12 protein-coding genes and 1 tRNA gene are annotated in these 10,951 nt (G+C 69.5%); 7 read left to right on the top strand and 6 right to left on the bottom strand.

The annotated features are described in order from the left end of the window. The coding region (locus C1I93_RS23535; protein ID WP_111245470.1) for an NAD(P)H-quinone oxidoreductase at positions 1-902 on the bottom strand (902 nt) is incomplete at its 3' end. Positions 903-1,050: 148 nt separating this feature from the next. Here C1I93_RS23535 and C1I93_RS23530 point away from each other — a divergent pair. Next, positions 1,051-1,137: transfer RNA gene (locus C1I93_RS23530), tRNA-Ser, on the top strand. Positions 1,138-1,183: 46 nt separating this feature from the next. On the opposite strand, the gene C1I93_RS23525 is transcribed toward C1I93_RS23530, so the two are convergent. Then, positions 1,184-1,519: a YciI family protein gene (locus tag C1I93_RS23525; RefSeq protein ID WP_111245469.1), complete on the bottom strand. Its 336-nt coding sequence runs from the start codon at positions 1,517-1,519 to the stop codon at positions 1,184-1,186. A gap of 75 nt (positions 1,520-1,594) precedes the next feature. Further along, positions 1,595-1,828, bottom strand: a complete 234-nt coding sequence (locus C1I93_RS23520) for a winged helix-turn-helix domain-containing protein (protein WP_111245468.1) — start codon at positions 1,826-1,828, stop codon at positions 1,595-1,597. Positions 1,829-2,207: 379 nt separating this feature from the next. On the opposite strand from C1I93_RS23520, the gene C1I93_RS23515 reads away from it, so the two are divergent. The 3 genes from C1I93_RS23515 to C1I93_RS23505 all read left to right on the top strand — a co-directional run bounded on the left by C1I93_RS23515 (position 2,208) and on the right by C1I93_RS23505 (position 3,231). Then, a complete protein-coding gene (locus C1I93_RS23515) occupies positions 2,208-2,402 on the top strand; it encodes a hypothetical protein (protein WP_111245467.1) in 195 nt (64 codons plus the stop codon). Further along, a complete protein-coding gene (locus tag C1I93_RS23510; RefSeq protein ID WP_111245466.1) occupies positions 2,402-2,605 on the top strand; it encodes a hypothetical protein in 204 nt (67 codons plus the stop codon). The genes C1I93_RS23515 and C1I93_RS23510 overlap by 1 nt, the downstream gene beginning before the upstream one ends. Before the next feature lie 92 nt (positions 2,606-2,697). Beyond that, positions 2,698-3,231: a YbhB/YbcL family Raf kinase inhibitor-like protein gene (locus C1I93_RS23505; protein ID WP_111245465.1), complete on the top strand. Its 534-nt coding sequence runs from the start codon at positions 2,698-2,700 to the stop codon at positions 3,229-3,231. Positions 3,232-3,311: 80 nt separating this feature from the next. On the opposite strand, the gene C1I93_RS23500 is transcribed toward C1I93_RS23505, so the two are convergent. Beyond that, positions 3,312-4,022 carry a class I SAM-dependent methyltransferase gene (locus C1I93_RS23500; protein ID WP_111245464.1) on the bottom strand — a complete coding sequence of 237 codons (711 nt, stop codon included), beginning with the start codon at positions 4,020-4,022 and terminating at the stop codon, positions 3,312-3,314. A 368-nt stretch (positions 4,023-4,390) separates the two neighbouring features. Between C1I93_RS23500 and C1I93_RS23495 the strand changes: the two genes are divergently transcribed. Beyond that, positions 4,391-6,055, top strand: a complete 1,665-nt coding sequence (locus tag C1I93_RS23495; RefSeq protein ID WP_111245473.1) for a DUF6311 domain-containing protein — start codon at positions 4,391-4,393, stop codon at positions 6,053-6,055. A gap of 12 nt (positions 6,056-6,067) precedes the next feature. Here the strand turns inward: C1I93_RS23495 and C1I93_RS23490 are convergent, their stop codons facing one another. Next, on the bottom strand, positions 6,068-6,790 hold the full coding sequence (locus C1I93_RS23490; protein ID WP_111245472.1) for a hypothetical protein: 723 nt from the start codon (positions 6,788-6,790) through the stop codon (positions 6,068-6,070). Positions 6,791-7,114: 324 nt separating this feature from the next. On the opposite strand from C1I93_RS23490, the gene C1I93_RS23485 reads away from it, so the two are divergent. After that, positions 7,115-8,629, top strand: a complete 1,515-nt coding sequence (locus tag C1I93_RS23485) for a peptide deformylase (RefSeq protein ID WP_111245463.1) — start codon at positions 7,115-7,117, stop codon at positions 8,627-8,629. A 170-nt stretch (positions 8,630-8,799) separates the two neighbouring features. Here C1I93_RS23485 and C1I93_RS23480 read toward each other — a convergent pair whose 3' ends face one another. Further along, entirely contained in the window at positions 8,800-9,918 is a 1,119-nt protein-coding gene (locus C1I93_RS23480; RefSeq protein ID WP_111245462.1) for a globin domain-containing protein, read from the bottom strand. Positions 9,919-10,069: 151 nt separating this feature from the next. On the opposite strand from C1I93_RS23480, the gene C1I93_RS23475 reads away from it, so the two are divergent. Next, positions 10,070-10,840 (top strand): CPBP family intramembrane glutamic endopeptidase, encoded by a 771-nt coding sequence (locus C1I93_RS23475; protein WP_111245471.1) that lies wholly within the window; start codon positions 10,070-10,072, stop codon positions 10,838-10,840. The last annotated feature ends 111 nt before the right edge of the window (positions 10,841-10,951 follow it).

Genomic DNA, 10,951 nt, shown 5'->3' with positions numbered 1-10,951 from the left:
TGGACGTATTCGAACACGCCCCAGGGCCCGGCGAAGTCGACGAGTTCCGCTTGGGGCGAGATCAGGAAAGCGACGGTTATGGTGCCGGTCGTAGGAGTGTCGAGCGGTGCGGTGATCCGGGCATCGGCGACGGTGGCGCGCTTGGCCAGGAGGGCGCCGAGGTCCAGCTCTGCCTTGCGGCCGCCCTGCATGCCGATAACCACGAGCCGGCCGTCGGGGGCCAGCGCCGCGACGTTCCGACCCAGGTACGACGCGCCCATGATGTCGAGGACGACGTCCGCGCCCCGCCCGTCGGTGACCGCCCGGGTCTCCTCGACGAAGTCCTGCTGCTGATAATCGATCAGATGATCGGCGCCCAGCTCCCGCAGCCGATCATGCTTCACCGCACGGGCGGTCGCCACCACCGTCGCGCCCAGCGCCTTGCCGAGCTGGATCGCGAACGTGCCGATCCCGCTGCCGCCACCGTGCACCAGCAGCGTCTCGCCCGCCGCCAGGCGGCCAACCTGGACCACATTGGACCAGACCGTGCACGCCACCTCGGGCAGCGCGGCGGCGTCGACCAACTCCACCCCCGCCGGCACCGGCAGCAACTGCCCGGCCGGCACAGCCACCCGCTCGGCGTACCCGCCGCCGGCCAGCAGCGCGCAGACCTGGTCACCCACCCGCCAGCCGGCCACGTCCGCACCGGTCGCGCTCACCACCCCCGAGCACTCCAATCCCGGGTACGCGGGCGCGCCCGGCGGCGGCGGATAATGCCCCTGCCGTTGCAGCAGATCGGCCCGGTTCACCGCGGTGGCCCGTACGTCGACAAGCACCTCACCCGGCCCCGGCTCCGGATCAGGCACCTCGCTCCAGGTCAGCACCTCGGGTCCGCCAGGCTCCAGAATGGTGATCGCGCGCATGGCCCAGTCATACCCGATCCACCCGCCCGTCCACGCTCGTACCCGGCACAACTGAGGGTGAACGATCATGGCCGATCGGGTAGCCCTCGCCCCCTCGCCGGTCCGGCCGGCATGGCAGACTAGGCACGGCCGCGCGGTGCGCGGTCCGGGAGGGTTCGCCTAGTGGCCGATGGCGCTGGTCTTGAAAACCGGTAAGGCAGCGATGTCTTCGTGGGTTCGAATCCCACACCCTCCGCCCTGCTGGTCAGCGGCAGCGCTTCCTGACTGCCCGACCGTCAACATCAGTCAGCCGGTGGCGCCGGACACTCGATGACTGCGATCGAGTTTCCGGCGAAGAGCCCCAGGTGCGGATGCTCGGCAAAGATCTGGACTGCCTCATCGTGCGAGTCCGCCGCCACGATGGTGTAGCCGGTCAGGGTGTCGGTGAAGTCCTCGACCCCCTGCACCGTGACCAGCTTCTTCGCGTACAACGGAGCGCCAGGATCGATGAGAGCCTTCTCGTTGGCCTGCGCCCATGACGCCCAAGCCTGAATGAACTCAGTTTGCTCCTGTTCGGTGAGTTCGGCCTTGTCTAACTCACCAGCGGCACCGTTGAAGAGCGCAAGGAATTTGCCCATCCCGGCATGGTAAGGGCGGCGACGTGCTCACGCGCCCCCGAACCTGATCACTATCCTCTGCTGTGGCCCCGTGGTTCAGGTGGGCGGGTTGGCCGCCACGAAGCTGCCCTTGCCCTGATGCGTCTCGATCAGTCCGCGCTCGCCCAGGATTCGCAGCGCGAACTTCACGCGGGTGTCGCTGATGCCGTACTGCTGGGCCAACTGCGCGATCGACGGCAGTTTGTCGCCGGGTTTGATCGTGCCGGCCTGAATGGACGCGGTGATGTCGTCAACGACGTGCTCGTAGAGCGGCTTGCGGCGATGGTTCATGTGGCAGGGCCCTTCGTCAGCCCTTCCAGGGTGCCAGTCGGCGTGACTCGCTGTGGTTCCTACGTTGACTCAGATCCCCTAGGAACCTAAGTTCAGTCCATCGGGGTCCTTCGTCAGCAGCGAGGCCCCGTCCAGGCCGGCCGGGCACTCCCCCTGTGTCCGGCCGGCACCCTCCTACTGCTGAGGAGTAGCCGGTGGACGAGTCTCAGCCTCCGCCCGCGCAGCGTGTTTCGTACGCTCAGCCGCCGATTCCTGACGGCGACCGCTACCCGGTCCGCATGCCTGCGACGGGCGGTGGTCGCCGGGCCTGGGCCATCGCGGCCGTGAGCGCCGTGGTGGTGCTGCTTGTCGGGGTGGTCGTGGCGATCGGTGTGCTGCGATGACGTGGCCGGACGACCGGGTCGATCGGGTGGTGCTTGTCTTCTCGGCCTATCGGAGCGTGGTCGCGCACGACGCCAACCGCCGTTGTTACCTCGACTGCCCCGGCGAGGGCTGCCGCCAGTACGCGTGGGCGCTGGAGACCCTCACCGCGCATGGCGGGAAGGATCAGGACGACCAGACAGCGAACCGGTGATGACGGATCCTGTGGAGCAGGTACGGGCCCAGCTGGTCCTCTCCGCGCGGGTCATCATGACCGACCACTGGCCGCCGACCGATGGACGGCGTGACTGGTGCCCGATCTGCAACTGCCACTGGAAGTGCCGGGCGATGCTCACCGCGTACGCCTATCTGCGGCTGGTCGGCGCCCACATCTGGATCCCGCCGCACCTCGGCTGACGTCTCCTGACCGGGGTCCGCTCGAATGGGGGCCGCTGGCGGGGTATGAAGGGGACGCAGAGAAGCACATTCCACCGGAAGGACCTGTGTCGATGACCCTGGAACGACCGATCGCCCCGGACCCGTACGAGTTGCTGCCGACCGTCGCCTCGTTCACCGTGACAAGCGATGACGTGCGCAACGGCGAGCCGATGGACGCGGTCCACGCGCACGACAGCACCGGCGGCGAGAACGTCTCGCCGCATCTGGCCTGGTCGGGCTTTCCGGCGGAGACGAAGAGCTTCGTGGTGACCTGCTTCGACCCGGACGCGCCGACCGGCAGTGGATTCTGGCACTGGGTGCTCGTCAACCTGCCGGCTGACGTGACGGAGCTGCCGCGCGGCGCGTCGGGCGAGAGCTTGCGCGGGGCGTTCACCGTGCGCAACGACTACGGCGAGCAGGGGTACGGCGGTGCCGCGCCGCCGTCCGGGGACCGGCCGCACCGGTACGTCTTCGCGGTGCACGCCCTGGACGTGGAACGCCTCGAGGTGACCCCCGACGCCACTCCCGCGTACGTCGGCTTCAACCTCGCCTTCCACACCCTGGCCCGTGCCACCACCCGCCCCACCTACCAGATCTCCGGCTAGCACGATCTAGTTGACCAAGAAGTTTGCGTCGGGAATCCCGCTGGATCCCGACGCAAACTTCTTGATCAACGTGGAGCAAGTCAGCTGGGCGTGCGGGCCACGGCGAAGACGGATTGGCCGAACGGGGGGCGAGCGAGCTGCTCGGCGGCTTTGGTGGCGGGGAGGACCAGGGTGTCGTAGACCTTCACCATGGGGCCCTCCTTCGGCATCAGCCGGAACACCTTGGTGGCCATGAAGTAGCCGATCAGGCCGAGCGCGTTCGCGTAGTGGATCTTTTCGACCCGCAGGCCGGCCTCGGTCATCGCCGCGGAGAGGGTCTTCTTCGTGTAGCGGCGGACGTGGCCGGTGGCGATGTCGGCCGGGCTCATCGCGAACTGGAAGGCCGGCACGATGATGATCACCGCGCCGCCGGGGCGGACCAGCTGACGCATGCTGCTCAGCGCGCCGACGTGGTCCTCGATGTGCTCCAGCACGTTGTACGAGACTGCGGCGCTGTAGTCGCCCTGCTCCGAGTGGGGCAGCAGCATCTGACGTACCTCGATGCTGGGCTGCTCGGCGAGCCGCTCCTTGAGCGAGACCAGACGGTCCGGGTCGGCTTCCGTGGCGGTGAACCGAGGGAGGTGTTCGGCCCACTCCAGTGCGTAGTCGCCGAGGCCGCTGCCAATCTCGATCGGGTTGTCGCCGAGATAGGGCAATGCCAGCTCGACGAACCAGCGCCGGTGGTTGACCGCGGTGGCGAGGCCCTCCAGGACCTCGGACTGCACGCGCTGATCCCCAGTGATTTCTGCCATGCGTCGATTCCTCACGATGCGACTCGACCCGCGCCGGGACCGACTGAGTGAACCATCCGCGCGAAGGGCGGGGATATCGGGGCCCGCGGTGGCCGAATTGGTCGGGGTTATGGGCACGATCGGTGGTGGTCAGCGAACCCGGAAGATACTACGCGAGGGTCCTGAAGCCTGCACGGTGGCGACATTGGGCAACTACGCTATGAATTGCCATGACTACTCCTGATTCGGGTCGATCTGCTGGGTGGCGCGGGACGCCTGGGCGGATCGGAGCGCCCGGGAGACGCCTCGGGGAGGGCGGTTCCGGCTGGTGGCGGGACGTCGCTGCCGTGGCGAGCTTCGCGCTGCTCGGCTTCTGGGTGACCGCGCGGATGTGGCTGAATCCGCAGGACGGAATTCGGGACAACCCGAACGATATGGCGCAGTTCGAATGGATGATGGCGCACGGCGCTCGGGTGGTCACCGAATTTGCCTACCCGTTCTCATCGGACCGGATGAATGTGCCGGAATCGGTCAATCTGATGGCGAACACGTCTGTTTTGTCCGTGTCCCTGCCGATGACACCGATCACCCTGCTGCTCGGCACGCGTACCGCTTTCCTGCTCTTTCTCACCCTCGGCATGATCGCCACGGCGACCGCCTGGTACTTCGTGCTGTCCCGGGTCCTCATCGGCGCACGCGGGCCGGCCTGGCTCGGCGCGGCGTTCTGCGCGTACGCGCCGGCCATGGTGTCGCACGCCAACGCGCACCCCAACATCGTGTCGCAGTACGTGGTGCCGCTGATCATCTGGCGTACCGTGCGGCTGGCCGACGCCGGTCGCTGGCTGCGCAACGGCATCCTGCTCGCGCTGGTGATCGTCTGGCAGGCGTTCCTGAACCTGGAGATCCTGCTGATGGTCGCCATCGGCCTCGGCGTGGTGATGGTCGCGCTGGCGATCGGCCGGCCCGAGCTGCGTGGACGGGCCCGCCCGTTCCTGGCCGGGCTGGGCGTGGCCGCTGCGGCCTCCGGCGTGCTGCTGGCGTACCCGCTGTATGTGCAGTTCTTCGGTCCGGGCGCCTACCGTGGGCTGCCCTGGCTGATCCGGGGCTACTCCACCGACCTCGCCTCGTTCTTCGCGTACTCCCGCGAGTCGCTGGCCGGCGACGCGCGCGGCGCGGCCGGTCTGGCCAAGAATCCCACCGAGGAGAACGCGTTCTTCGGCTGGCCGCTGGTGATCCTGGTGGCGGCGCTGGTGTGGTGGCTACGCCGGAACGTGGTGGTGATCGGCCTGGCGGTGCTGGGGCTGATCTTCGCGCTGCTCTCCCTCGGCCGGGAGATCCGCTTCGAGCGCGCGGAGACCGGAGTGCCGGGGCCGTGGGCGGTGCTCGAGGATTTGCCGCTGCTGCACGCGGTGGTGCCGACCCGCTGGTCGCTGGCCATCACCCCGATCATCGGGCTACTGCTGGCGTACGGCACCGAGCGGGTCCGGCAGCTGGCCGCCCGGTATCCGGACCGGCGGTCGCAAATCCGTTTCGGCACGGTGACAGTGCTGGCGATGGCGCTGGTGCCGTTGCTGCCCACCCCGCTGCCGACCAGGCGCCTCGACCCGGTACCGGAGTTCGTCACCTCCGGGGCCTGGCGGCCGTATCTGGAAGGCGGACGCAGCGTGGTGACCCTGCCGCTGCCGGACACCGAATACACCGATCCGCTGCGCTGGTCGGCCCGTACCCGGTTGGCGATGCCGATCGCCCGCGGCTACTTTCTCGGCCCGGACACCCGACCCGGCCGGGACCGGGTCGCCCTGTTCACCGCGCCACCCCGCCCGACCAGCAGCTTCTTCGCCAGCATCCGGCGTACCGGCGAGGTGCCGGCGGTCACCGCGCAGACCCGGCGGGACGCGGTCGAGGATCTGCGCTACTGGCGGGCCGGCGTGGTGATTCTCGGCCCGCACGACCGAGCGGACGCCCTGCGTACGGGAATGACCGAACTGACCGGGATCGAGCCCACCCGGACCGGCGGGGTGTGGCTCTGGGACGTCCGTCCGCTGACCGGCTGAGCGCGGCGGCGGTCAGGCAGTGCGGATGCAGCAGCCCTGGCAGACCTTTGGCGCGGGCAGGGTGAAGGCCAGGCAGCAGGTACGCCGCTGCACCGTGGGCTCGCCGTTCGGGCCGGGCACCAACTCCACCAGGTCGGCCAGGTCGAGCGCGCCGAGCAGCGTGTCGACCGCCTCGACCGCCGAGCCGGGCAGTGCGTCGGCGGCCAGGAGCAGGGTGTGCGCGATGCTTGCGGCGACCGAGCCGAGCAGCGTACGGGTGCCGATGCGGACCTCGCCCTGGACCGCGCTGATCAGCGGCGTGAAGTGTGCGTCAAGCAGCGTGGCGCGCACTGCGGCGAGCAGCTCCTGCTCGTCGGCGAGCACGCGGATCTGGGGTGACCCGGTGAGCGCCAGCGGATCGGTGGGCAGCACCGCGACCGGGGTCGAGCGGCGCAGGCCCAGCGTGATCAGCGTGCGCTGATCGGCGAAGTGGATGAGCGTGGCGGCCGGGTCGAGCAGTGGCACCCGCCGGGCGGTGGCCCAGCCGAGCACCACCGGCAGCGCCGCCCAGTAGCTGTACGCCTTCCAGGCCAGCGCGGCGGAGGCGTGCGGGGTGCCGCCCCAGAGGCGGGCCGCCGAGTCGAGCAGTTCCGGCAGCCGGCTGCCGGCGGTCAGGGTGGTCGCTGGTGCCCAACCGGCCTCGTCGGCGACGATCAGGCCCGAGGCCAACCCGGGCAGGGTGTCGGTGCCGAACATGGTGCGCAGGGTCGCGGTGACCGGGGCGAGTGCCTCGGCCGGGGAGCTGACGGGCAGCACGGCTGTCACCTGCTCCACCTCCGTCCGGCACACCCGCTGTCGACTAAGGCTAGCCTAACCACACCTCTGGGCGTCGCGGAACCCTCGATCGGGCGCGGGCCGGAGAGGTCCAGATCATTCGATCACGCAGCGTGCGCATTCGAAAGCGCGGCGCAGTATCGGCAGAAAACGCTCATCGGTCAAGCACCTTGTCGAGAAGGTGCCAATCCTGTGCGGACCCGGCAGTCAAACGTGAAACTTGTACTCCCGGCCACGAGGAAGCTGATGACGACCTCACCGCTCGATCGGGCTGCCGACTCCTTCGCCGCCGAACTGGCCCGGCAGCGAATGGAGCGGGGGCTGTCCAAGAAACAGTTGGCCACGCTGATGGGCTTCGACCCCTCCTACGTCAGCCACGTGGAAGGGCGCCGGCACCGACCCACCGAGGACTTCGCTCGCCGCGCCGAGGCCGTCCTGGAGGCCAGCGGCGCCATCTGGCAGCGCTTCCGGGAGTACGACCACCTGCGCCACGCGCGCACCGAGCGCAGCCAACGGGAATCCGCGCCGCCGGACAGGTGGCTGCCGCCCGGCACCGGCCTGATCGTCGAGAGCGAGACGGCCAACCTGACCCACACCGACGCCGGTTACCGCTGCGTCATCCGCCGCGAGCTGTACAACGCCGGCACCGAGCCGGTCACCCGCTACCTGGTGCGGATCGCCGTCGACCGCTACCCCAACGACCCGGGCCGCTCCAACCGGCACCACCGGGAACGCCCGCTCACCTTCGCCGAGCTGCAACTCAGCGCGTACCGGGAAGAGGCCGGCGAGCGGGAGGTCATGCACTGGCGGGCCAAGCACGACCGGGACGCCTTCAAGGAGATCTGGCTGATCTTCGAGAACACCGAACGGCGTTTCCCGCTCTACCCCGGTCACCGCGCCACCATCGAGTACACGTACCTCGTCGGGCGGGACAAGTGGGGCCCGTGGTTCCAGCGGGCCGTCCGCGTACCCACCCGTCACCTCGCCATCCGGCTGGACCTCCCGGCCGAGCTGGACCCGCAGGTCTGGGGAGCGGAGACCTCACTCTCGGCGGAGGAGGGACCGCTGCGTACGGCCATCGACCGGCACGACGAGGGAGCCCGCGCGATCTTCGACTGGGCGACCGACGACCCGCCGCTGAACGCCCGGTACCGGTTGCTGTGGCGCTTCCGCGCCGAGCCGGAACCCGAGCCGGACGCCGACCGGGTCAGGCCCTCCGAGCGGATGCGGGCACTCGGCATCGTCCAACGTGGCGCGGACCTGCTGCGGCAGCCGGCCCGCCCGTTCGACCTGCCCAGCGAGGAGACCGTCGCGCGGCAGGTCGTGGACCGGTTGGTCACCGCGTTGGCCCGCCTCGACGAGCTGCATCCGTTCGCCAAGGGAGTCGGCATCGCCGCACCGCAGCTCGGCATCGGGCGCGCGGCTGCGGTGATCCGCCCACCGGACCGGACCGCCGAACCGCTGGTGCTGCTCAACCCGCGGGTGGTCGACACCGCCGTCGAGACTGACGAGCAGTACGAAGGCTGCCTCTCCTTCTTCGACCACCGTGGCCTGGTGCCCCGGCCGCTGCGGCTGGACGTGGAACACGCGCAGCTCGACGGCAGTCGGGTGATCACCTCGTTCGAGTTCGGCATGGCCCGGCTGGTGGCACACGAGGTCGACCACCTCGACGGGCGGCTCTACATCGACCGGATGGCGCCGGGCGTCCCGCTGGTGCCGATCGAGGAGTACCGCGAGTCCGGCCACCCCTGGCGCTACTAGCGCGGCAAACCCGCGTGCCCACGTCGGTGGCACGACCATGCCCGCCCGGTGGGAACGACGGCAGGCGGACATGGTCGTGCGGGGCGGTGCTGGCTCCGCCCGACCGGGGGGACCGGGGCGCGCGCCCCAGGGGGCAGGGGCACGCGCCCCGGTGCGGGGGGAGTAAAGCTCTACAGGTTGCCGAAGGTGTCGTACCGGATGCGCTGCGGGAGAACCTCGTCGGCGGCGAGCACCCGCAGGGTGGATCGGACCATCGGCGCGGATCCGGAGACGTAACAGTCGTGCGCCGTCCACGGGCCGTAGCGGGCCACCACGTCGGTGATCTCTCCCTGCTCACCGTCGAAGTCCGGGTCGTCGCTGCACGCGGGAGTGACCGACAGCCACGGATGGGCCGCCACCAGCTCCCGAAGTCCGTCGAGACCGTAGAGGTCCGCCTTGGTGTGGGCACCGTAGAAGACGTGCACCCAGCGGGTCAGGTTGAAACTGGTCAACTCCTCCAGCAGTGCCTTGATCGGGGCCAGCCCCACCCCACCGGCGACGCAGAGGATGTCCCGCTCCGACGACCGGTCCAGCGTCATCGAGCCCATCGGCGCGGCCACCCGCAGCAGGTCGCCCGGCTGCAACCGGCGGACCAGAGCACCGGACAGCCAGCCGGCCCCGGCGGGCGTACGGATGTGGAACTCCAGCACGTTGTCGTCATTCGGGGCGTTGGCCACCGAGTACGTCCGCCACACCCGGGGGTGGTAGCGGGGCGCCTCGATGCTGACGTACTGCCCCGCCTTCCAGGACAACGGGTGCTGGAGCGCCCGGCAGGTGAAGACGGCGGTGTCCGACCCGAACCGCTCGTGGGTCAGCACCTCGGCGTGCCAGAACGCCGGGTTGGTGTCCGCCGCCGCACCGGCGAGCATCTTCTCCACGATCGCCGCGTACGCATCCCGCCACGCCTGGTCGTACGCCAGGTTCCAGCCGTCGCCCGCGGTGCAGCGCAACGCGTCGAGCAGCGCCTCGCCCATGGTGTCGTAGTGGGCGGCGTCGACGTGGTACTTGCGGTGATCCCGGCCGAGTGCGCGGAGGAACTCGTCGAAGCCCTCCGGGTCGTCCACCGTGTGGATCGCCGCGATGATCGCCTCCAGCAGCCGGTCACCCTGGCCCGACATCTGCACCGGGAAAAGCTTGCGCAGTTCCGGGTCGAGGAGGAAGGTCCGCGCGTAGAAGTGCTCGGTCAGCCGGACCCGGTCCTCCTCGACCAACGTCCAACTCTCCTTCAGCAGCCGCGCGAAGGTGTCCACAGGGGCGCTCCTTACTTCTGCCGGCGGATCGGGCCCCCACAGAATGTCCACGGAGCGTGTCGGTAGGTCGCACAGAATGTGCGATCGCCTCATGAGGTTCACTCGGCCGCCCCGGCTGCCACCGGCAATGCCGGTCAGGCAGAGTGGTGCGGTGACCGTTGAGCTCACCCGTCCGGTGTCCCGCCGGATGCTCGGCACCGAGACGCTGCTGGTGCTCGGCCTCTCGCTCGGGCAATCCGCCGTCTACGCCACCGTGTCGATCATCGCGAAGCTGACCGCCGAGGGTGGGCTGTCGAAGCAGACCGCCGCGCTGAACACCTCCGCGTCCACCCGGCCCTACCTCGATCTCACGTACCAGCTGCTCGGCATCGTCTTCGCGTTGCTGCCGGTGCTGCTCGCCGTACACCTGCTGGCGCGCGACCCCGGCGACCCGGTGCGGACCCTCGGCCTGGACGGCCGGCGGCCCGGGGCCGACCTCGCCCAGGGCACTGGGTTGGCGGCGCTGATCGGCCTGCCCGGCCTGGCGTTGTTCTGGGTGGCGGCCCAACTCGGCCTGAACGCCACACTGGTGCCGGCCGCGCTGCCCGACCTCTGGTGGACGGTGCCGGTGCTGATCCTCGCCGCCTTCCAGAACTCCATCCTGGAGGAGGTGATCGTGGTCGGCTACCTGATGACCCGGCTGCGTCAGCTTCAGTGGCGGCTCGCCGCGATCGTCGCGACAAGCGCGTTGCTACGCGCCTCCTACCACCTCTACCAGGGCTTCGGCGCGTTCGTCGGCAACGCCGTGATGGGCGTCGTGTTCAGCCTCTTCTACCTGCGTACCCGCCGGGTCATGCCGCTGATCGTGGCGCACGCCCTGCTCGACATCGTCGCCTTCCTCGGCTACGCACTTCTCCCCAAATCCTGGTTCACCTGGCTCTGATCCGTCGCCCCGCCCTGCTTGAGTGAGTTGACCAAGAAGTTTGCGTCTGGCGCGTCGGTGTGCCGTGACCGAAACTTCTTGATCATCAGCCCCGGGGTGGGCTCAGTGGGC

This window comes from Micromonospora endophytica, from assembly GCF_003236305.1.
In the GTDB taxonomy this organism is placed as follows: Bacteria; Actinomycetota; Actinomycetes; order Mycobacteriales; family Micromonosporaceae; genus Micromonospora; species Micromonospora endophytica.
The sequence above is the reverse complement of the archived record's forward strand: the minus strand, read 5'-3'. Positions and strand labels throughout refer to the sequence as shown.